The 22,530-nt window shown below is 60.6% G+C and carries 21 protein-coding genes; 2 read left to right on the top strand and 19 right to left on the bottom strand.

Annotation, left to right across the window (positions count from 1 at the left end; translation table 11 throughout):
- Positions 1-6 precede the first annotated feature (6 nt).
- The 3 genes from IVB19_RS10235 to IVB19_RS10225 all read right to left on the bottom strand — a co-directional run bounded on the left by IVB19_RS10235 (position 7) and on the right by IVB19_RS10225 (position 3,622).
- Complete coding sequence (locus tag IVB19_RS10235) at positions 7-1,068, bottom strand: ABC transporter permease (protein WP_018458260.1); 1,062 nt, start codon at positions 1,066-1,068, stop codon at positions 7-9.
- Positions 1,065-2,591, bottom strand: coding sequence for a sugar ABC transporter ATP-binding protein (locus IVB19_RS10230; protein ID WP_085352050.1), 1,527 nt, complete (start codon positions 2,589-2,591; stop codon positions 1,065-1,067). Before IVB19_RS10230 ends, IVB19_RS10235 begins: the two co-directional genes overlap by 4 nt.
- Before the next feature lie 65 nt (positions 2,592-2,656).
- Entirely contained in the window at positions 2,657-3,622 is a 966-nt protein-coding gene (locus IVB19_RS10225) for a sugar-binding protein (RefSeq protein ID WP_085352214.1), read from the bottom strand.
- 254 nt (positions 3,623-3,876) lie between these two features.
- Here IVB19_RS10225 and IVB19_RS10220 point away from each other — a divergent pair, with 254 nt between their 5' ends.
- Positions 3,877-5,139, top strand: a complete 1,263-nt coding sequence (locus tag IVB19_RS10220) for an ROK family protein (protein ID WP_026233544.1) — start codon at positions 3,877-3,879, stop codon at positions 5,137-5,139.
- Positions 5,140-5,737: 598 nt separating this feature from the next.
- Complete coding sequence (locus IVB19_RS10215; protein WP_026233543.1) at positions 5,738-6,508, top strand: hypothetical protein; 771 nt, start codon at positions 5,738-5,740, stop codon at positions 6,506-6,508.
- A gap of 37 nt (positions 6,509-6,545) precedes the next feature.
- On the opposite strand, the gene IVB19_RS10210 is transcribed toward IVB19_RS10215, so the two are convergent.
- The 16 genes from IVB19_RS10210 to IVB19_RS10135 all read right to left on the bottom strand — a co-directional run bounded on the left by IVB19_RS10210 (position 6,546) and on the right by IVB19_RS10135 (position 22,432).
- Positions 6,546-6,962: a tetratricopeptide repeat protein gene (locus IVB19_RS10210; RefSeq protein ID WP_018458254.1), complete on the bottom strand. Its 417-nt coding sequence runs from the start codon at positions 6,960-6,962 to the stop codon at positions 6,546-6,548.
- Positions 6,963-7,165: 203 nt separating this feature from the next.
- A complete protein-coding gene (locus tag IVB19_RS10205) occupies positions 7,166-7,564 on the bottom strand; it encodes a hypothetical protein (RefSeq protein WP_247821375.1) in 399 nt (132 codons plus the stop codon).
- Positions 7,565-7,576: 12 nt separating this feature from the next.
- Positions 7,577-9,232: a type II and III secretion system protein family protein gene (locus IVB19_RS10200; RefSeq protein WP_247821374.1), complete on the bottom strand. Its 1,656-nt coding sequence runs from the start codon at positions 9,230-9,232 to the stop codon at positions 7,577-7,579.
- Positions 9,233-9,638: 406 nt separating this feature from the next.
- The gene (locus IVB19_RS10195; RefSeq protein ID WP_346283653.1) at positions 9,639-10,058 is read right to left on the bottom strand and encodes a TadE family protein; all 420 of its coding nucleotides are present in this window, start codon (positions 10,056-10,058) and stop codon (positions 9,639-9,641) included.
- Entirely contained in the window at positions 10,055-11,392 is a 1,338-nt protein-coding gene (locus IVB19_RS10190; protein WP_247821371.1) for a TadG family pilus assembly protein, read from the bottom strand. Before IVB19_RS10190 ends, IVB19_RS10195 begins: the two co-directional genes overlap by 4 nt.
- Positions 11,393-11,401: 9 nt before the next feature.
- Positions 11,402-11,848, bottom strand: coding sequence for a hypothetical protein (locus IVB19_RS10185; RefSeq protein WP_247821369.1), 447 nt, complete (start codon positions 11,846-11,848; stop codon positions 11,402-11,404).
- A 51-nt stretch (positions 11,849-11,899) separates the two neighbouring features.
- Entirely contained in the window at positions 11,900-12,547 is a 648-nt protein-coding gene (locus IVB19_RS10180) for a methyltransferase family protein (RefSeq protein WP_247441157.1), read from the bottom strand.
- A 2-nt stretch (positions 12,548-12,549) separates the two neighbouring features.
- Positions 12,550-13,458, bottom strand: a complete 909-nt coding sequence (locus IVB19_RS10175) for a type II secretion system F family protein (protein WP_018458247.1) — start codon at positions 13,456-13,458, stop codon at positions 12,550-12,552.
- Positions 13,455-14,387, bottom strand: coding sequence for a type II secretion system F family protein (locus IVB19_RS10170; protein WP_018458246.1), 933 nt, complete (start codon positions 14,385-14,387; stop codon positions 13,455-13,457). The genes IVB19_RS10175 and IVB19_RS10170 overlap by 4 nt, the downstream gene beginning before the upstream one ends.
- Entirely contained in the window at positions 14,384-15,808 is a 1,425-nt protein-coding gene (locus tag IVB19_RS10165) for a TadA family conjugal transfer-associated ATPase (protein WP_247821367.1), read from the bottom strand. The genes IVB19_RS10170 and IVB19_RS10165 overlap by 4 nt, the downstream gene beginning before the upstream one ends.
- A complete protein-coding gene (locus IVB19_RS10160) occupies positions 15,805-17,010 on the bottom strand; it encodes a CpaE/TadZ family protein (RefSeq protein WP_247821366.1) in 1,206 nt (401 codons plus the stop codon). The genes IVB19_RS10165 and IVB19_RS10160 overlap by 4 nt, the downstream gene beginning before the upstream one ends.
- The gene (cpaB, locus tag IVB19_RS10155) at positions 17,010-17,975 is read right to left on the bottom strand and encodes a Flp pilus assembly protein CpaB (protein WP_247821365.1); all 966 of its coding nucleotides are present in this window, start codon (positions 17,973-17,975) and stop codon (positions 17,010-17,012) included. Before cpaB ends, IVB19_RS10160 begins: the two co-directional genes overlap by 1 nt.
- A 1-nt stretch (position 17,976) precedes the next feature.
- Positions 17,977-18,483: an A24 family peptidase gene (locus tag IVB19_RS10150; RefSeq protein ID WP_247363528.1), complete on the bottom strand. Its 507-nt coding sequence runs from the start codon at positions 18,481-18,483 to the stop codon at positions 17,977-17,979.
- Positions 18,484-18,585: 102 nt separating this feature from the next.
- Positions 18,586-18,801 (bottom strand): hypothetical protein, encoded by a 216-nt coding sequence (locus tag IVB19_RS10145; protein WP_247821364.1) that lies wholly within the window; start codon positions 18,799-18,801, stop codon positions 18,586-18,588.
- Between the two features lie 552 nt (positions 18,802-19,353).
- Positions 19,354-20,610, bottom strand: a complete 1,257-nt coding sequence (locus IVB19_RS10140; protein WP_247821363.1) for an HlyD family type I secretion periplasmic adaptor subunit — start codon at positions 20,608-20,610, stop codon at positions 19,354-19,356.
- Positions 20,611-20,719: 109 nt separating this feature from the next.
- A complete protein-coding gene (locus tag IVB19_RS10135) occupies positions 20,720-22,432 on the bottom strand; it encodes a type I secretion system permease/ATPase (RefSeq protein ID WP_256474602.1) in 1,713 nt (570 codons plus the stop codon).
- Positions 22,433-22,530: the final 98 nt, after the last annotated feature.

Raw genomic sequence — 22,530 nt, 5'->3', positions numbered from 1 at the left:
GATCTGTCATGCCCGATCAACCGTTCTCGCCGGCAATGCATCCGCGGCGCGCGGTGACGTGCCCTGGACTTGCTCCGCCAATGTCGATTTCGGCGCAGTGCGGGCGACGCCGGCCAGTGCCAGCTTGCGCCGCCGTCGCGCCTGCAATTGCTGATCCGCCAACACGCCGATCAGAATGACCGTCCCCATCACCGCGAAGTTCAGCGAATTCGGGATGCCCAGGATATTCACCAGGTTCTGCAGCACCTGCAGCAGCGCCGTGCCCAGCACGATACCGAGAATGGACCCCTCGCCGCCGCGCAGGCTGCACCCGCCCAGCACGGCGGCAGCAATCGCGTAGAGCTCGTAGAAATTTCCGAAGGAGCTCGGCGACACCGAGTTCGTGTAGAACACGAACAAGACCGTCGAAACTCCGGCGAGTCCGCCGCTGATGATATAGGCGGTTGCGATCACGATATTGGTGTTGATGCCCGAGAAGCGTGCCGCCTCCTCGTTCTTGCCGACGGCATAAAGCCAGCGCCCGTAGACCGAGCGGTGCAGCAGCACGCCAAGGATCAGCGCAAGGATGATCAGGAGGATGAAGGTGTTCGGGATTCCCGCCAAATGGCCCGAGGCGATGTTGCTCAGTGTCGCCGCCTCGTCGCCGTAACCGAAGCCGCGGGTCGAATCGCTCGTGTAATAGCGGGCGGCGCCGCGATAGATCAGCAACCCACACAGCGTCACGATGAAGGGCTGCATCTTCAGGCGGGTGATCAGGAACCCCTGGATGCCGCCGAGCACCAGCCCGCCCAGCAGCACGGCCAGCAGTGCCAGGGGCCACGGCACCTGGTAGGTCGTCAGAAGATCCACGAACACGACGCCGAGCAGCGCAAACATCGAGCCGAGCGACAGGTCGATGCCGCCGGTGATGATCACGAGTCCCTCGCCGAGCGCGAACACACCGAAGAGGCCGATCAGATTGGCCATGTTCAAGAGGTTCACCAGCGACAGGAAGGCGGGATTGATCGCGCCGGTGATGGCGGCGATCACCACCAGCAGCAATGCCAGACCGAGCTCTTTCCTGATCATGGCGCGGCCGCTTCCGCGGTTTCCAGCGCCTGGCCCATGGCTAGCCGCAACACGTTGTATTCGCTGAACTGCTCCCGCTCGAGCACGCCGCTGACGCCGCCTTCATGCATGACCGCCACGCGGTCGGAGACGCCGATGACCTCCTCCATGTCCGAGGAGATCATCACGATCGCGACGCCCTGGTCGGCAAGCTCGCGCATCAACGCGTAGATCTCGCCCTTGGCGCCGACGTCGATGCCGCGGGTCGGCTCGTCGAAGAACATCACGCGCGGCTGCATGGACAGCCATTTGCCGAGCACGACCTTCTGCTGGTTGCCGCCGGAGAGCGTCACGGCCTCCATATCGATGCTTGGCGCCTTGATGGAGAGGCGCCTGACCTGCTCTTTAGCGACCTTGCGCTCGGCCGCGCCGCTGACCAGCCACATCCGCGCGTGATCCAATAGGCTCGCCAGCGTCATGTTCTCGCGGATCGGCAGCTCCAGCACGAGCCCGGATTTCTTGCGGTCCTCCGGCACCAGATAGATGCCTTGGCTGATCGCGTCGCGCGGCGATGCGACAGCGACCGGTGCGTTGTCGATCCTGATCTCGCCGCCCAGCAGCGGGTCAATGCCGAAGGCGGCGCGGGCAAGAGAAGTGCGGCCAGCGCCCACGAGCCCCGCCAGTCCCAGGATCTCGCCATGCCGCACGGAAAGATCAACCTGCCGGTCGGGAAAGGCCGATGTCACGGCGCCGACGATATCGCAGCCGCCCGGCCGCGGCGCCTGTTTCGGCGGGGTATGCAGCGCTTTGAGGTCGCGACCGATCATCAACCGGATCAGCGCGGCATGGCTTAGCTCGTTCCGCGCCAGCTCTCCCACGGTGCGACCGTCACGCAGCACCACGACGCGGTCAGCGCAGGTCATGATCTCTCCGAGCCGGTGAGAGATATAGATCACCGAAATGCCGTGCGCCTTCAGATCGGCAATCACCTCCAGCAGCCGTTCGGTCTCCGAGATCGTCAGGCTGGAGGTCGGCTCGTCCATGATGATCACGCGGGCGTCGATCGAGAGCGCCTTGGCGATCTCCACCATTTGCCGCTCGGCGATGGAGAGGTCTTCGACCAGCGTATCCGGCGCAAAATCGGCACCCAGCCGCTCCAGCAGCGGGGTCACCCGAGCACGCATCTCGGCATTGTCCACCAGCTTCAGCGGCCCGCCCATCAGCTTCTCGCGCCCGATGAACACGTTGGCTGCGACGTCGAGATTCTCGAACAAGTTCAGCTCCTGGTGCACGAAGGCGATGCCGGCCCGCGTCGCCTCGGTCACCGTGGTTCGGGCATACTCGCTGGTGCCGATGCGGATCACGCCTTCGCTCGGCGCGATCACGCCACCCAGCACGCGCATCAGCGTCGATTTGCCGGCGCCGTTCTCGCCGATCAAACCCAACACTTCGCCGCGATAGACGCGCAGATTGACGTCGTCGAGCGCCCTGACCCCGGGATAGGTCTTGCTGATCCCGCTGAGCTCCAGCAGTGTCTCTGCCATGTCTCCGCTTTCCTCCCGCCCAAAGCCCGGCCACCGCGGCGGCCGGGCCGTGAAGCACGCTGAAGTCACTTCTTCAGCAGCTCCTTCAGATGAGCGGTAAACTCCGCAACGTTGGACTTGCTGACCACCTGGGTCGGCACGATCAGCTTGCTGTCGGCCGGAATCCAGGACTTGTCGCCGTTCAGCGTCTTGATGATGTTGATGGCGGAGAGATACCCGAACTCGTACGGCTGCTGCACGACAGTGGACTCGATCGTCCCGTCGGATATTCCCCGCAGCGTGCGCTGATCTTCGTCGAAGCCGACTATTTTCACCTTGCCGGCCTTGCCAGCCGCCTTGACTGCGTCATAGATCAGCGGAGTCTCGTAGCTCCAGAGGCCGGACAAAAGCGCGATGTCGGGATATTTGACCAGCACGTTCTCCATGTTCGCCTTGGCCTTGGCGAAGTCCACCTGGTCGGTGAACACGTCGACCAGCTCGACCTTGGTGCCGGCGATCGCGTCCTTGATACCCTGCACCCGCTCGCGGGCGTTGTCCGCGTCCATCGTGCCGACGAACAGCGCGATCTTGCCGCCGTTCGGCAACGCCTTCTTGATCTCCTCGCCTGCCTGGCGCCCGGCCGCGACGTTGTCGGTGCCGATATAGGCGAGACGCTTGCTCTGCGGCGCGTCGCTATCCGTCGTGATCAACACGGTCTTGGCCGCAACCTTGTTGAGCTCTTCGGTTGCGTGCGGCGCATCGTCGACCGAGATGGAGATGCCGGCGACGCCGCGCACCAGCAGGTCATCCAGCTCGCGCCGCTGGCCCGCCGCCGTCGCTTCGTTCGTGACGATCAACTGGATGTCGTATTCCGGGTGCTCCTTCTGAGCCTTTTCGAGCCCCCGGCCGGCGATCGTCCAGAAATCGGCCGCGGCATTGGTGACCAGCGCGATGGTCTTTTTCTGCTGGGCCTGCGCCGCCCCCGTGGCGATGGCCAGCGCAGCTGCGGTCGCAAACAGCGACACCATTAGTTTTTTCAGCGATTCGTTCATGTACACCTCCCTTGGGTCACCCCGTTCAGGGGTTTCACAGCGCTTATGCGCTATCTTTTATTTACGTCGCGAACAAATGTCGCAGGGCAAACCAGCCGGATCAGGATGTACTTGCCCCTTCTTCAAGTCTAAATAGTACAGACGGTACGATAATAGTAAATATGGCTGCTGAAAACCGAATCCGATTGTGCTTTTCCGGTCACACACGCATCCCATCCCTCAATTAAATTTACCTGATGAATTAAAGAGGCAGCATGGTTGACCAAATTGAGCCGTCCAGACGCGTGTCAAACACCGCCCGTGAATCCAACCGCGGCCGTCTCGTCGATGTCTTGCGACGCCAAGGGCCGCTGCCGCGCGTGGCGCTCGCCCGGAGTACAGGGCTGAGCTTCCCGGCCGTTTCCGGCCTGACGTCGCGGCTGATCGCAGAAGAGTTGCTCTGTGAGAGCGAGACGGCGGCAACGCCGTGGTCCGAGGACGGCGAGGAAGAAGATGCGGACGGGCTGAATGGCCGCCGCCGCGGCCGGCCGGCCGTGCTGCTGACCCTGAATCCGGAGTTCGGGCGCATCGCCGCGGTCTCCGTGCGCATGAACCTGATCGAGACGCTGATCGCGGATTTCCGGGGCTCCGGCGTCGCGCAGTCGCGACTTGCACTGTCGACGCGCGCGCTCGATGCAGGCGCGCTGCGCGATCTCGTGATTGCGCAGATCAATGCGCTGCTCGATGCGACGGCGACGCCGCGCCATCGGCTGTTGGGAATCGGGATTGCGCTGCAAGGCATCGTGAACGTCGACACCGGCACGACACTGTGGAGTCCCGCGCTGTCGATCACCGAAGTCGATCTGGCGACGCCGATACGTCAGGCGTTCGGCGTCGATGTCGTCATGGCGAACGACGCTGTCGCGGTCGCGCTCGCCCTCACGGCCGCCGAACCGGCATTGGCGCAAGGCCTCTCGGCCACGATCATGGTCGGTCACGGCATCGGGATGGGCGTCGTTGCCGATGGTGAAGCACGTTGGGGCGCCGGCAGCGAGATCGGCCATGTCAAGCTGGCGCCGGACGGGCCGCAATGCCGCTGCGGCCAGCGCGGCTGTATCGAGGCTTATCTTGCCGATTACGCGCTCTACCGCGACGCCCGCACCTTTCTCGATCTGCCGCCGGCGGACTCGCAGCAGCCATCGGAGGGACAGATGGCCCTGTTGCGCGAGCGCGCGCTGGGCGGCGATCCACGTCTCGAGCACCTATTCCTGCAGGCGGGTCGCGCGCTCGCCGAGGCGGTCGCAGCAACGATATCCGTGCTGCGGCCGCACCATGTCATCCTGGCGGGTCCAGGCCTGATGGCATTCGACATGATGCGCCACGCCTATGAGGAGCGGCTTGAGCAGGCGGTGTTGCCATGGCTGCTCAGGTCCACGGCGATCCATCTGCGTCCAAGCGAATCGGCGGTCATTGTCGAGGGCATGGTGCGACGGACGCTGCGGGTCGTGGACCAAAACCATATGGAAGCGACCGAGTAAGCGCCGAGAGCTAAGCGCTGGCTGGGGCGGGAGGGATCGAACCTCCGAATGGCGGAATCAAAACCTGCCCGATTATATAGTGATTTCAAGGCGCATTTGGAAAAAATGGTCGAAACACGCTCCAGTAATTTCAGTAGGTTGGCTAGTGTTTCCAAATGAAAAGGGGGCAGCTAGCGATCGATCGAGCAACGCAGCTGCCCTTCAGATTCGCTTAGTCATGGCGCGCGCTATCACGCATGCAAGCGCCTTGGCGTAAGCGTCTGAAGAACCCGATAAAGCGGCTCATTGAGAGACAGCCACAGCGGTAGAACAACCAATAACGTACCGGTCGCACCCTGGGCTTAACCAGCTGAAATTGGGCATTCGTCGCACGACATGGTGCCTCATTGCACTGTCTATGGTCCGCGTGGTCGGAACGTGCATTCGCGGGGCGAACCTTGGCATCTGTTGGTGCCCTATCTCCTGAAGCTATCCTCAGAACGGTTCACGGCGCGGCCTGGCGCCTTTTTCGTTCCGATTGATCCAATCTTCGGGTACCCTATTCTATCCGCGTCGGCGGAACTGCTGAAGTTGATAGATGGCTCCACGGAGAATGGAGATGGGCCGGCTCGATAAGCAGATGGATCCCTTCCACCCTGCCGCTCATCTGACTACGGAGGATCGCGTCCCCGAGGATCTAGAGCTTGAGCAAGTCGACACGGCGTCGTTAGTTGATCCGGCCCGAGAGGAAGCCGCCTCGTCGCCCGCGCATTTTGGGTCAGGCCGGTCGGCGGCAAGCGTAACGGGCTCTACCGACTGGATGCACCGAGCACGCCGCATCTGGCGGAGCCATCTCCAGCGCGAACAACTCCCCCGGACGGCCGGACGGTCGATGGGAAACTTTGAGCGGTGGTTGATCGCATTGCTGAGCGTCGGCTTTGTCGTGGGCTGCGTTTGCGCGATCATTGTCTTCATGCAGGCCAACGCGCGCAAATTGGAGATCGCAGCACTGCAACGTGACATCATCGCGCTCAAGCTACGCGTAGCCAGGCTCGATCAGATCGCAAGCACCAATGAGATACGTGAAAAAGCAAGCAGTGAAACATCCAAGCCGCCGTCGGAGACCCGTCCTGACCAGGCTCCGCTCATCCTATCACGTGAAGAGATTCAGCTTATCCGAGACTATATCAAGCCTGCACCAGTTGCAGGCTCCGCGACTGCGACGATCAAGGTCGGCGAACCCGTCGTGGGAGACACCGTTCCGTTTCCCTCTCCGATCACGGAGAAGGTGCGGAAACTGCTCGGCGCACGATTTACCGTTCGCAATGGCGTTGTTGTCATCGTCCGCAGCGGCAGCCGTCACGCTGATGCTGTGATTGGGCCAAATTGACGAGAACTGGCCGTGATCGCAGTATCCGGTCGATTGCTTATGGCTGGTTGTTTGGTGGTCTTTCAATGAACCGCCGGCTGCCATTGAGAAGCTCGAGGTTGTTGGCGATGACCGGATTACCTGGGTCGAGTGAATAGGCCTTCTCGAATTTCCGTCGCGCTGCATTCAGATTGCCGCGCAGCATGTACGAATATCCCTGGTCATTCAGAATCTGAACGGTTTCGCCTCCCAGCCGGATCGCTTGCGCATAGGCCTGATCGGCCAGATCGAAACGACGCAGCTTGTCGTAGCTCGCTGCGAGACCAATCCAGGCGGTGACGTCCTTGGGTGATTTCTCGACGGCGTCCTTGAAATAGCGCTGTGAGAGCCCGTAACTGCCGCGATTGTAATGCTCCAGCCCCAGCCGCACAGGCTCGTCCGACGGGTAGTACTTGACGTCGGTCGGCTCCTGCACCGGGTCCCCACCCGGTGGGTCTACGGGAGCCACGACGGCAGCCACCCTCGTGGTCTGGTCACATGCCGCAAGGCCTGGCGCCAGCCAGCAACAGGTCAGCAGTAGAATGGCACGTCGCATAATTTTTTGTCCCCCGCCCGGCCCAGCGGACTCACTGCACCGCACTCAAATGTCCCGTCGCCCAACTCATTTACCAGAAGCCGTTACCTGCCCCCTGCCCCGCCGACTGGCACCGATATTCCCGACGATGCTCCCGCTCCCAATCCAGTTACGTTGACATTCTGGGTGACGGGCGGGCGCTGGCCCATTAGTTTCGTCGGATCACCGTTATCGGGAAGCTGATCCACCGGCTGTTGCTGGTTGCCGTAGCGCGTCACGGCCGAGCCCACACGTCGAGCGTCGTACGCGATCCGGCGATCACCCACATTTCGCGGCCATGGATGGATTGTATGGGTGACGGCGTTGACCTGCTTGGCATCGCCGGCGGTCATCGTGATGCTGTCGGAACGCTGAAAGTAGCGGTCCACCTCGTCATGACCGGCGACGCCGTAACATCCCCCGAGGAGGAGGGGCGCAAACAGAACCAGATACCTGATCGTCATCTCGCGCATCCTCTAGTTTAGAGTTTTGACGACCGTCTGATCGGCACTCGCGGCCGGGACGACGACGGGGGTCCGGACTTCAGGCGCGATGATGTGGCCATACGGTCCCTTCACCTCGCCTCCGGAATTGACGTAGTCATTGTACCGCTTGCGGACTTCCATCTGACCATTGAGGAAGAAATCGACGTCGTTGGCCGGCAGGCGGGAGTCGAGTGGCGATGCCAGTTGCTGACCGGGTGCCGCCGGCGCGACCAGGCGCGGGGTCACGATGATCACCAGATCGGTTTCTTCCTGCTGATAAGATTTGCTGCTGAACAGGCTTCCAATCACCGGCACCGAGCCGATCCAAGGTAACTGCGAAACGTCCTGGCGATTGCGGGTCTGCAACAGGCCGGCGATGGCAAAGCTCTGGCCATCGCGCAACTCCACCGTGGTTCGCGCGTCGCGACGGGTCAGCGCAGGAACGGTCGTCCCCTGGATCGTCACCGCGTTGGCGAAATCAAGTTCGCTGACCGACGGCTCGACCCGAAGATTGATCACACCGCGCGAGAGCACAGTGGGGACGAAGGCGAGCTCAACACCGAACTTCTTGTAGTCGATCGTGATGGTGGGAAAGCCGTTTGTTGTCTGGGTCGGTATCGGTACCGGAAACTCACCGCCGGCAAGAAAGCGCGCGGCATCGCCGGACAGCGTGGTCAGATTTGGCTCCGCCAGCCGGCGTGCCAACCCCTTGGTTTCCAGCGCCGAGATCAATAGGTCCACCGAGCCGCCGCTGCTGGTTCTGACAATGCTGGTCAACAAGCTTCCGAACGGGGCCGGCGCGATGCCCCCCGCTGTACCGGCGAGCGTTCCCAGAGTTCCTAGTACCGGAAGGCTACCCGTCGGGGGAGCGCCGACATCCCCTCCCCCGGCACCGAGAGGACCGTTGGCGGTATTGATCCCACCAATCGGTGATCGACCGGCGGCGGTCACACGGCCCAGCCCGGTGTTACCAACGTTCGTGCCGTTGGCATTAGCCGCATAAAGATTGACGCCGAGGTTGCGGCCGGCTTCTCGGTTGACCTCGAGGAAGCGCACCTCGAGCATCACCTGTTGCGGGGCCGCGACGCTCATCGCGTTGACGACGACACCCCCTTTCGCGACCGTGCTGGTGGCGATCGCCATGGCCCGCTCGGCCGTAACTGCGTCGGCCGCGACCCCGCTGAGCACCACCTGGCCCTCGGAAGCCGACACGCGGATACCTTGCCCGCCGGTGCTGGTCCGGATGTTCTGCTGCAGATTGCCGGTATCGATCACGACCTCGACGTCGAGGATCCCGATCTGCTTCATCGAGCTGTCGAACAGGATGACGTTGGTAGTGCCGGTCTGCTTGCCCTGCACGTAGATGAGGTGATCGCTCAGCGACTTCACGTCGACAATGTCAGACGAGCCCGCCACGATCGTCGCGAAGGCCGTGTCGACCTTGAAGGTACGTGACTTGTTGAGGACGAGCTTGACCCGCTGGACGTCGTTCATCTCGCTGACGATGACGCCGCCGGATGAGCCCCGCCGGTCTGCAGCCGCCGCGCGGTCAGCGAACCCAGACGAGGCGAGCGCCGCGCCCAGACCCATCACGCCGAAGGCGAGAAGCCTCCCGACCTTGTTACCCGAAACGCCATCGCCACTCATCCGAGTCCCCCACTGCGATCCACGAAGATTCCCGCAAATCTACGTGCTCGACGTCCTCAACATTTCCCCTCTGCGCACCACGTCGCAGAGCTTACAATCTGTCCCACTACAATTCGTTACTTCGTGTTCCAAGATCATCCTCCCTCATGGAGGCAGCTTGCAAGACGAGATACTTACCGCACCGCCGCAAGCAGAAAGAAAACCTTTCAATGTTGCCAGCGCGCATCATTCGCACTGGTTGCCAGGAACTGTCCCGCCGCACAACCTCTTGCTGGCGCGCGCTCCGGTCGTTGCACGCTTGGCGATTCGCTTGGCGGAGTAATTCCGCACTTGCGCATTTCGCCCGCACGCCGCGGCCACGAGGCACTGTCGAGCGAAACATGTCAGGCTTGCTGCCATATTTGCGCTAGAAGGGAATCTCGTTGGAGGCGCTCGGCGCATTGAGCGCGGTTCCCCATATGGGCATCAGCATCGTAAACTTTGCTTGGGAAGCTGTAACACTCAAGCGGTTGCTGTTGGCCCCCACGGTCAGCGTTGGCGTCAGACCTCCGAAAAACAGGAAGGGAGCCGCGTTCTTCTTGGCGGCGGTGGACAGGGGATCCCCGGTGCAGCCGGCCGGCGACTGCGGCGGGCTTTGAAGCAAGGCAGGCGTATAGCAGCTGATCATGACCGCACGGGCGCCAGCACTCGCAAGCGTCCGCAAGGATTGCATCGTGATGGCATAGCGCCCAAGATCGAAGATGACGAACATCAATGTGAAAAGCGCCACGAACACCACGATGAATTCAAACGGCGCCATACCGCGATTGTCGAGCTTTCTCATCATTGCACCAAAGCGACAACTTGGGTGTAAATGATGGTGGCCGGCGCACAGCCTTGCGTGCTGAGGTAGCCGCCACCGCTCATGTCGATCGTTTTGGCGATCACTTGCGAACAGGTCGTATTCGCACTTGAAGTCGTACCGGCCCAGCTAACGTCAACCTTGGGAAAGTAGATAGCCCCGCCCAGGCTAACCTGGCCGCCACCGTTTATGGTGACCTTGTTGCTGGTCTTGCTCGGGGCCTGATCATCAATCAGGACGCCATTTAGATCAGAGGAGAAGGTGTTAGTGGCAGGTGCGGAGAGATCAGCCGCCCCCCCGTTGATGGTGAGCTGCGAGTCTCCGAGCAAGACGAGGGTTACGCCTGCGCCTTTCAGCTGTCCGCCGGTCATCTTTATATTTGCTTTGTAGAAGAAATATGTTCCCGGATCCAAAACGTACTTGTCGCCGTTCTGCACCGTGAAATTGCCGTAAGCTCCAGTCCCGGCGCTATTGGGCGCGCAATGCTTCCACCCATCCGCCTGAAGGGTGCATGGGATATTTGTATTGCCCGTCCTGCTGTTAAACGATGCGGTGTCCAGTTTGTTGAGCGGATTGCTAGCGTACGTCATAAAATAGTTGTGCGGCACGCTGACATTGCTGCAGCTGCCCGTGGGGGTGCAGCCACTTACACCATAAACTGCCCATCCCGAGCCGGTGAACGTTGGAGTGCTGGCGAGTTTAACACTGCTATCCGACATCAGCGCGCAGCCGGTTCCGTTGTTGCTGAGGTTACCAGCAAGCTTGAGCGCGCCTGAGTCAGGTCCAAGCGCCAGGACGCAGGCCTTTGTCGGCTGCTGAACCATGGCAATCGCTTGGGCGGGGATGGTGACGGTGGTCAAACCCAGCACTGCCGCCAAGTACGCCGGTTGTTGCTGGCTGACCCTGGCGCGAACGGCATTGCCGGTGCCTGCAGGTGGCGTTGTGAACGCGCCCGCATTGTAATCGCCGATATCGATCTGCACGGCCCGCGAGGTTCTGGTCGGTAGGCTCGTCGGACAGTTTCTCCCCGGATAGCCGGTAGCGTCGTTGGGACTGTAGTTGCAAAACCCGTTCTGTGCCGCGAATTCCTTGCCGCGATAATCCACTGTCTGGGTTTCGCAGGCCGCGCCCGCCATCGTACATGAAAGCCGCAATGCGCCCGAATAGGCCGCCGAGTCGGCGGCGTTCTGCGCGTGTTGGCGGGTGACGTACCACGATCCGGCCTCGGCCCCGAGTGCGACCACTCCGATCAGCGGCACGAGAGCGATGACTGTTGCTAATGCGGCGGAACCTCGTTGGGAACGGAGCAGATCACGCATGGAAACACCCTACTGGAAGCGTTCTGAGTGACGCAGCGTGTACGTGCAGGTGGTCGGACACAGCAGCGAAGCCACAAAAGGCGGGCGTGCCCCAAGCGGGGCCAAAGTGATGGTTGTCGAAAATGTAATGTACTTTGGAGAAGCTAAATTGCTTGGCGAACAGGTGGCCCCTGCGTCTCCGCACAAAACCTGAAGGTTGCTGATCGCATGACCAGCGACTGTCGTCTGTAGCCCAGTCTTCCAGCTCACCGTGCCGTCAGGGGCGAGCGGATTAGCGTATTGCACATACTGCCCGAAGGAGCGCAATGCGCTCCATGCGGAGATAAACTGGAAGCCCGCAGCAGCCAGGTCGGCGAGCGGCACAAGCAGGAACGACGCCAAGAAAATGTAGACGATCATGGCCTCAAGCCCGACGGCGCCGCGTTGATCCACGATCAAAGACTTCTTGTGGCTCATGAGTTGACCTCCACCGATACTCACCCATCCGGTCGTCGACTGGAACAGCACTCACCAAACGTAAGGGACCACTCTCCAGCGCGATGCTTCGTAATCGGAATATTCCGGGCAGTTGCGACGAAGCAGGTCCTCTTCGTAATAAATGCGGCAAACCTGAACGCCGATATGCAAGACGAGCAAGGCCGCTGTCAGCGGCGTCGGGCTTCTCAGCACCACGCCTAACACGGCGATTTCTTCCGCAAGGTAGAGCGGGTGCTTGATCCATCGATACGGGCCCGTTTGCACCACGTTGCGCGCCTGTGGCACCAGACTGAACGACCTGCCAAGATGTCGGATGGTGACCAGCATCATGATCATGCCGATCAACACGCACGCGGTGGACGCCAGGTTTGGCAACACCTTGTCGGTTTCGCCGAAGAAGGCGATCGTCCACGGCATATAGGTGCCGACGAACGCCGCGATCCTTGGCAGACGGCCGTTCGCTTGCGCCTTCGCCGGAGGCCGCGTGATGATCAACAGCGCCAGGAGCACGTAGAAGACAGCGAGGCAAACACTCGACAGGAGCGACGGCCAGGGATCATGAGCCGATGATCCGATCTTGATGGCGACGCCAAGCGCCAGCAACATGAACCACATGCCGCCGAACAGTTGCATTGTCCGATCGTAAGAGGACGTTTTCGACAGGGCAATCGTGCTCATGGCTACTTACCGAAGCTGGCGAACGAACGCACGAGGTGCAGAATGGGACTTCCTCCCAAAATGACGAACATGGCTGGCAGCAGGAACAACACCATCGGAATGGTCAGCTTGGCGCCCAACTTGTGTGCTCTTTCCTCAAGCTTGGTAATACGTTCGCGCCGGAGGTCGACAGCGACACTCCGCAGAGCCTGGCCGACCGGCGTTCCGTATTGCAGGCTTTGGGCGACCATGAGTCCGAACCGGCGGAGCCCATCCGACGTAGATCCCAGTTTATCGAATGCGTCGCTGCGCCTTGGCAGGATTCGGAGATCATCAAGAAGGCCGCTCATGACCCGGGCTATAGCGGGATTGGTCTCATGCATTTCTTGCGCTACGCGTGCCAGCCCGCTTTCCAGGCCCATTCCCGATTCGCTGCACACAACCAGCAAATCGATCATATCCGGCGTGCCCAGTCGAATGGCGGCATCAAACCGCCGCTTCAGCACCGCCAGAATCAATCGCGGCGCTAGAATCCCGATCGCCACGCCAATAAGTGTGAAGACCAGCACATCCAGCAGTGCCTTCCCGAAAAGCTGAGCGACACACCCGGCGATGATCGGGCAGAGGGCCATGCTGACGGCTTTGACACCGATCCAGGTCGGCAAGGCTCGATGATGATTAAAACCTGATGATTGAAGGATGGTTCGTAGCTGATCCAGATTTTCCTCAGCATAGAAGCGACGATACCGCATGCCGAGTGACGAAAACCAACCGGTCACATCCTGGAAGGGGGCAGACTGGCCAGCAACGCCCATCACGGCGTTCGACACCCGGGCGTCCAATGTACGAACGTGTATTTCGCGGATAATCAACATGCAGGACGCAGTCCCAGCCACGACTGCGAGGGCCACCAGACTGAGACCAGAGGTCATAGTGCTGTTTCCCTTCTGACCATCCAACTTATCACCAGGGCTCCAACAAGCACCGAAACGACTGCGTAGACCAGCAGCTTGTTTCCGACCGGATCGGTGAACAACAGATCGACGGTTTGCGGATTGGCTGCGTATAGGACCCCACCTGCAATCAAGGGCGAGACCGTCAGCGCTCGTGAGGAAAAGATCACCTCTCCCGCCAGTGCCTTGGCGCGAGCAGCCAGCGCAACACGTTGCCTGACAGTGTCTCCCAGGTTCTGCAAGGTCTCGGCCAGGCTGCCACCAGACTTCATCTGAACGGCAAGTGTCACCGCAAAGATCGCATACTCCGCCACCTGGGTTCGCCGATAGACAGCCTGGACAGCTTCCTCTGGAGGTCTACCCAGATTCACTTCGCTGCATACGATGGCAAACTGCCCAGCCGTTGGCTGCGGCATATCGCGCGCGAGGGCACGAAATGCCTCGTGCACAGGCAGACCTGATCGCACGGTACTTGTCACCAGCTGGATCGCGTCAGGCAGCTGTCGAAAAAGCTGAAGAGCGAAGCGACGTTTCTGCCATCCGAACAGGCCTCGTATCACAATAATGGCCGTGATTGCGGCGACGATGGACACGTAGACCAGGGAATATCCCAGCTGGCTGTTCGCATAAAGGATCGCTGCTGCTCCGAATGCACCGGCGAGCAGCACATAGGCCGGATGCAACACGTAGGGTATATCGGGATTGTAATTGGACAGCCGATTGAGAAACTGAGCCTGGGACCCGGTCTCCAAGCGGCGAATGGATGGTAGGTTAGCCGGATGCGACGTTGGCAGAGCAATCGCCAACTGGCGATTGATGCGTCTTTCCCGAGCGTCGAGCCACAACGAGATGGCTGCTGCACACATCGCGAGGGCCAGAACAGTGACGATCACGGACTCCAGCATCATACTTGCCTCATGGCCTCGGCCCAAGCACCATCTAGCCCGAAATAGACAAGACGGCTTTTGAACTTCGGAGTTGCAAGGTTGGACTTATAGCTGCCCGATATCCGCCCGTTCACATCCTCCTCTTGATACTCGAAGGCTGCGATGTCATTGGTGGTGATCACCTCCCCTTCAAGGCCGATCACCTCGCTGATCTGAATGATGCGGCGCTGTCCGTCCCGCATGCGTTCGACCTGCACAATGAGATCCAACGCAGCGACGATCTGACTTCGAATGGCGCGCGACGGCAGATTGACCTGTCCCATCTGCACCATGTTTTCGATGCGGGTCAGGGCATCCCGGGTACTGTTCGCGTGTACCGTGGAGATCGAACCATCATGGCCGGTGTTCATCGCCTGCAGCATGTCGAATGCTTCGGCACTGCGCACCTCGCCAACGACGATCCGGTCGGGACGCATGCGCAGGGCATTCACCAGCAGATCGCGCTGTGTCACCTGCCCTGTGCCCTCGAGGCTGGGGGGCCGGGTCTCCAGGCTGATCACGTGCGGCTGCTGAAGCTGCAACTCCGCCGCGTCCTCGATCGTGACAATGCGTTCGGTGTGATCGATGAACTGGCTCATAGCGTTCAGGAGCGTCGTCTTGCCGGATCCGGTACCGCCGGAGACCAGAACATTGAGCCGCGAGCGGGCGGCGATCTCCAGCAAACGTCCGATGGCCGCGGTCATTGAGCCGTTTTCAATCAATCCGGCTATGTCCAAACGGCGGCTTGGAAATTTTCGGATGGAAATGCACGGACTATGGATCGCCAGCGGCGGGAGGATGATGTTGACCCGGCTGCCATCGAGCAGGCGACAATCGACCATCGGACTGGACTCGTCGACGCGCCGACCAACCTGCGCGGCAATCTTCTGAGCGACGGAAGCGATGTGACCATTGTCCCGGAATCGCACTGCAACTCGTTCCAGCTTGCCGTTTCGCTCCACGTAGACATTACTCGGACCGTTCACCATGATATCGTTGATCGATTGGTCCAGCAGTAGCGGACGGAGCGGCCCGTAGCCCGTCATGTCGTCGGCAATTTCGTCCGCCAGCTGCAGCTGCTCACGGCCCGACAGCTCGAGCCGTTCCTGGTTGGCAATTTGATGGATGATCTCCTCAATCTGCCGCCGGAGAACTTCCCGCGAGACGGTTGCGGCCACCGATGGCTCGATCTGCTCAATCACCCGTTCACGCAGCGAAGGCGAAATAATGGGTTGGTCGATCGGCGGTTCGTCGCGCCTTGGCGCAGGCGACGGCACGCTCGGTGCGGATGCAGCCGTGCTGAGCGGCGGCAAAGGCAAGCCCATCGCCGATGCAGGGCGGCTTGTCGCCAATGAAGATACGTGAGCTGGTGCGTCGTCTTCACGCCTACCAAACATTTTCATCGCAGATGTGCTGTGAGCACCCTCCTCCACCAGCCACTCCGCTCGGCAGCGACACCGCTGATCTCCCGTACGATGGGTGCCAGGTGGCGCCGCAATTTTCTGACGTGCTTCAGAGCTGGAATTCCCAGATTGAGCGCCTCGGTCATGCCCTTGCCGAGATCGGGAATGACGATGTCGGGCTCTGCACCCAACGCCTTGACGACCGCCGCCCTCGGCAGGCCCCCGGGACGACCGGCTCGGTTGAGCAAGGTAAAGACCCGGTCCTTGCCCGCGATGTTGATCACGGCGGCGCGTAGCGCATGGGCATTGCGAAGTCCGGTCACCTCGGATTCGAGCAGCACCATCACATGACGGGAAAGTTTAATCACGGGATAGATCGACGGCGGAAACGGAACGGGTACATCGACGACGATGTAGTTGAACCGTTGACGCAGCAGACCCAGCACGTGTCGTATGCCAGCTTCCGTAATTTCGAGCTGCGCATCGAGGTCTTCGTCGGCCGAGACCAAGCAAACCCTTTCGTTGACTTCGATCGCCGCGCGCTCGAGGAAGAGTGTGTCCGCCCGCATCGGATTTTCCAGAGCGATACGCAGCCCCGGCCCGGGACGAACACCCAACATCACGGCGGCCTCGCCGCCCTGCAAATGAAGATCAAGCAGCGCCACCTTGGCCTTGGTTGTCTCGGCAAGTTGCAGCGCCAGATTGATCGCGATACTCGTGGCGCCGGCGCCGCCCTGCGCCCCGCAAATCGAGACCACGTGCCCGCCACGATCGATCTGGTTGGCTGCCACGTCGCCGAGCAGCTTGGGACGCAGCTTGTCCAGCACCATATCGCGCGTGAGCGGCCGCGGCAGATACTCCGTCAAGCCGAGCTCCAGGAGCTCACGGTAGAAGGTGATCTCCCTGTTGTCGCCGATCACGGCTACGCGGACATCGGGTGGACAGACGCCGGCCAGCCTTTCCAGCTCGGTAAAGGGATCATCGACGCCACTGATGTCTACCACCAGCGCGAACAGATCCGTATCGGTTTCAAGCATCCGTATGGCATTGCGGATCGTGCCGCGCCTGATCGAGAGATTGGCGCCTTCGAGCCCCTTGCGCAACGCCGCAGCGCTGAGCTCATCATTTACGAAACCGACGATGCGGTTACGCGTGACGATTGAGGTCGATTCTTCAGGCGGAGTGGCTATGGCAATGTTCATCAGCGTTTCTCCGACAACCTGTTATCGTAACCCACCGCCGTTGCAGTCGGGCCTACGGCATCCGATGCACCGTCGCAGCTGACGAGAGCGTCTTCCACTTGCTTTCTGACCGTGTATTGCTTGACCTCACCGCCTGAATGAACGACTACTGCCGTTCTCTGTGCAGAAATTGCATACTGGCGGGCAAGTTCAGGCGACACATCACAGCTCGACATCGCGCCGGTGTCTGCCTTGTCCCACTGATCGACTGCTGCGCGTACGGCCAAGGAGAGCGTCCCGAGCTGCTTTGCGACGGTGACTTTCTTGACCTGGACCTGCGTAAGCTCCAGTGAAACAGTCTGCGTTTGCTTACCTGCCATCCCGCTAATGGGTCGCGCGCCCTGCACGATCTCCTGATCAATCGCGATGACTCGAACATTGCGCAGAACGGTTTCGCTCAGGGCGCGACGCGCGGTATCGACTTTCTCGAAAACCTGGGTCAACACGACGTCCACGTGATCGCCCGGCCTGATGAGGCCCGAGACACCGGCCTCCTCGTCAACCTTGATGCTGATGGCACGGCTGTCTGGCGCCAGGATACTGGCGAGGAAACCGCGGTCCCGCGGACGCAGGATATCCTGCAATGTAATGAGACTGCCCGCTTCGACGAAGTTGCGGATGAGTGAACCCGGAAGTCCGGACTTGGACTCGGGGGTTTCAAGGATAGCTCCCTGGGGAACGCGCTCCGGCAGCACCGCGCGCACGGCGAAATCCTCTTCGCGGGCCAACGTCCCCCTCGGCAACGGCCGTACCGCGATAAAGTATCCGGCCGTCGCCGGCGCCGCCGGCGCGAGGGTCGTCGCTGTCACCTGTACTGGGACCGGAGGCGTGGCCTTCGGCAGGTTCATGCTATAGGCAATCAGTCCGAACGCTGTGGTTGCAAGCAAAAGCACCACGATGATCGACAGACGCAGCGCGGATGACATTTCACGATCCTTTGCTCAGAATGGTCCAGATACCGCCACATGCGATAGCAACTCCGTAAGGCAGCGGGGCGTGTCGCAAATGGCGCCAACGCTCGATCGCGTAGATCCGCCGTACGAGCGACGATCCGGCGGGTGCCAACCTGGGATATGGCAGGTGGCGCATCATCAGATGCCCCAAGGCAAGAACGCCGCCGGCCAGCACGGTGACCGTTAGCAACTGCATCACGCCGCTCGGGGGGAGACCAACCGCCAGGGCAACCAACAGCTTGACATCGCCGCCACCAATTCCTCCGCGCGCGTATAGGACAAAAAGGAGCAGGAAGAGGATCGCGGCTGCGATCAGCGACACAGCGACGTGTATCGAGCTGGGCAATTGACCGGCGATCCCAAGGAGCGCCAGCGCGAGACAAATTTCGTTTGGGATCGAACGCGTCGCGACGTCTATCGTTGCGACATGGAGCAACAACAGGATTTCCAGGATCGAGACTGTGGGAGCAATCCAACTCATGAAATGCACGTTTCAAAAAGTGGAAGGCAAATTAGCTGGAGCACTCCAGCGGGAGGGGGGCAGCAGCTTGGATTGCCCCCCTCTGGCGCCAAAATGGCCGTATCAACCAGCGATCGCGGTGGTGAAGGCGGTGGTGATTGCGGTGATCCCGGTCGTTAACGCCGCCCCGATCTGCCCACCAGCTCCACCACCGAACACAGCACCCACTGCGCCAACGATACAAACCGCGACGATGATGTACTCGAATGACACCACGCCATCCTGGTCCGTTCGCAGACGCTTCAAGACTTCCTTGGTCTCGATGTAATATTGCAACATTGGAAGAATCCCTTCTTTCAAGATGAATTTGCGGACACCTCGGCAACTTCCAGCGGCTGCGGATTTATGTCCGGCCGCCAGCGATAAACTATCTATTAAATGTTTATTAGCGTCAACATTTAATATATAATGTCTTTTGAATTAACCGCCGCAAAACGAGCCGTCGTGACAATCCAAAAATCGATAAAACGTCGTAATACAAAGACGATAGCCGGCCAACAATCGGAATCCTGGGCAGAGCGCCGGCTGAGAGTCATTAAAGAATCACCGGATTATTACGGGCGATCAGCGGTATAATTTGATTATTCGGAAATTCGATATTAATGCAAAGCCGATGCGCGCCGTCTGTAAGCTGTTGATATCGCCCGTGCGGTAAGCGCTATGGATGCCTTGATGGCCTCGTGCCTCTCACACCGCACCTCCTCGACCTCTGGCTTTTGCAGCGATTTGCGTCGTCAAGCGAACTTGGCCTCCGGGATGAGGCCATTTGATCCCTTGTCGTCCGGCTCGGCGTCGCTACTGGATTGCCTCTTCCATCGGTTGCTTGACCGGTTACTTCTGCCGGAACGACTGATTGAATGACATTGCAAGCGGCCCGACGATGTAATCAAACGCGGTTCGCTGGACGGTCGGGATCATAACGGTCGCCGGCATGCCAGGGTACAGGCGAATGTTCGGCATGTCCGCCAATTCACTCTGATCAATCCGGACAAAGGCCGTGTAGTACGGCGCATTTGTCTTGGGATCAGTGAGGCGGTCAGCCGAAACCTGAATGACGTCGCCGTGAATGATCGGGACGATGCGCTGCTTGTAGGCGGTGAGATGGACTTCGGCGCGCATATTGGGATGTACGTCGCTGATGTCCTCCACCGCAACCTGGGCTTCGATGGTGAGTGCGTCCTCGGCCGGTACGATGTCGAGGATCTTGTCGCCGCGCTGGATGACGCTGCCGACGGCGAACACGGTCAATCCCACGACCCGGCCGGTATAGGGCGCCCGAATTTCCATGCGACCCAGGACCGACTTTGCACTCAACGCCTTCGGAATGACCTCAAGCAATCTGGCCTGCGTGTCACGCAAGTCCTTGGTGACATCTGTCATCCGATCATTGTCGAGTTGGGCGATCTGCTGCTCCTGCTCGGCGATGGCCTGTCGGGCCTTCGCGATACCGGCTTTTGTATCGGCGATCTGGCCTTCCAAACCGTACGCCGTCCGCTCCAGCTGGAGAATTCGCGGACGCGCAATCAGGCCCCGTTCGACCAACGGCGCAAGATCCTTTGCCTCGTTGCGGACCGAGTTGATCTGATCGGTGAAGGCCTTGACCTGCGCCTCCGCGCCCACAATCTGCGAGCCAAGCTGGTTGATCTTCTCGCGAATGACGCTTCGTTGCCCGTCAAGCGATGCTCGCCGACTGTCGAACTGATTAAGCTGACCGGTCCAAACGCTCTTAAAGTAGCGGTCATCAGAGCGCGCCCTCAAATCGGCCGGCATGGTCAGCTCGGATCCATGATCGAGCTCCGTCAGGAGCCGTACTTCCGTCGCACGAAGCACGGCATATTGTTGTGTGAGCACCTCATACTCGGCACGGACCTGCGTATCGTCCAGAACGATCAGGAGATCGCCTGTCAGCACCCGCTCCCCTTCCCGGACATGCAATTCCCTGACAATCCCGCCATCGAGGTGTTGGACGCTCTTGCGGTTGCCGTCGACCTTGATGATAGCATTTGCAACCACGGCTCCGTTGAGTGGTGCCGTCAGGGCCCAGGTGCCGAAACCGCCGAAAAAGATGGCGATGATCAGCCATCCCACCAGAGCAATCCGTCGTATCGAGTCATTTGGGCCGCTGTGTTGGCCGGTTGCAGCCCACATCGGGGTCCTAGGGCGGTTTGCGGCATCCAACAGGGCCATGCGATGCATCCTAACTCGCCGCTGCCTGAACGGACGGGACCGGCACCGGTCGCGTCAAGCGCGACAAAATCTCGTTCCGCGGGCCGAACATCTCGGCGACACCCTCACGCAGCACCAGGATCTTGTCGCAAACGCCAATGGTGGCAGGCCGGTGCGAGATCAGGACCACGGTCGTTCCACGTTGCTTCAGCTGCAGGACGCAATGGGCAAGCGCCGCGTCGCCATCCGCATCGAGGTTCGAACTCGGCTCGTCAAGCACGACAAGGCTCGGATTGCCATACACCGCCCGGGCGAGGCCAATCCGCTGGCGATAGCCGCCGGAGAGGATGGCACCGCCCTCCCCGACCTGGGTATCGTAGCCCTCCGGCAGTCGCACAATCATTTCATGCACGCCGGCCAGCTTTGCCGCAGCAATAATCGCATTATCGTCGCCGTCGTCGAACCGGCAAATGTTTGCGGCGATGCTGTCGGCGAAGAGCTCGACATCCTGCGGAAGATAGCCGAGGTGCTGGCCCAAGGAAGACCTGATCCAGGTCGAAATATCGGCGCCATCCAGCCGTGCCGCGCCTGCCGAAGGCGTCTGTACTCCGACGAGGTGGCGCGCCAGCGTCGATTTCCCAGCGCCGGACGGACCGATGATGCCAAGCACTTCTCCCGGTTCAATCCGAAAGGCGACCCCGCGCAAAATGGCCTTTGACGTTCCCGGCGCTGCAAATGATAGGCCGTCCACCGACAGTTGGCCGTCGGGGCGCGGCAGAGTCAGTCCGGTTTCACGCGGCGGATGGGCGCTCAACAGCTCGCGCAGGCGCAGGAAGGCGCCGCGGGCCGCGACAAGGCCGCGCCAAGACCCGACGATCTGCTCGATCGGCTGGAGCGCACGGCCGAGCAGGATGCTGGCCGCAAACATCGCGCCTGCGGTGGTGAGGCGCTCGATGACAAGATAGGCGCCGACTCCCAATATCAGCGATTGCATGGAAAGCCGCGAGAAACGGATCAGGCTCTGCATGGTGGAAGCACGGTCGCTGGCGGTGACCTGGCGCTCGATCATCCGGATGCGGTCCCGACTCCAGCGTCGCAACAGTCCGACCGTCATGCCCATGGCGCGCACCACCTCGGTGTTGCGCAGGCTCATCTCGGTAAAAATGTAGTTTCGGCTCGCCGCCTCGTTGGCCTCCGACAGCGGAGACTTGACTGCCAATTCATTAAGGAAGGCCAACAGGATCAGAATGACGCAACACGCGAGTGCAAAGGCGCCCAGCAACGGGTGCAGCGCGAAAATCACAAGGATGTAGATCGGCGCCCAGGGCAGATCGAAGACTGCGTGAACTCCTGCGCCGGTGATGAACTGGCGGAAGGTGTCGAAATCGCGCAGCAGCTGGCTGCGCGTGCTGCCGCCCCTTGCATTGCGGTCGATCACCGCTGTCATCACGCGCGGTGCCATTTGATGGTCGAGGCGAACACTGGCGCGCGTGAGTACCCGCGCGCGCAACGCGTCGAGACCTGCAAGCGCCCCATAGCCCAGCAACAGGGCGATGGTGAGCATGAGCAGTGTGATCTCGCTGCCACTCGAGATCACCCGATCATAGACTTGCATCATGTAGAGCGGGCCGGCCAAATACAGCAGGTTAATGGCCAGGCTGAACATAGCGGCTGTCGCAAAATAGCCCTTGCAGGCTTGCAGTAACTGCCGGAGTTCGTCCGGGGTTTTGCGCGGAACAATCACTCGGTTACCTGGCGGAAAAACCGCTCCCATTATGCCAACTGTGAATTAAATCAGGGACGAACTCCAAACTAATCAGTCAGAACTTATTAGCACGGCTA

Source organism: Bradyrhizobium sp. 187 (assembly GCF_023101005.1).
GTDB lineage: Bacteria > Pseudomonadota > Alphaproteobacteria > Rhizobiales > Xanthobacteraceae > Bradyrhizobium > Bradyrhizobium canariense_D.
This window is presented reverse-complemented; position numbering and strand designations above follow the sequence as displayed.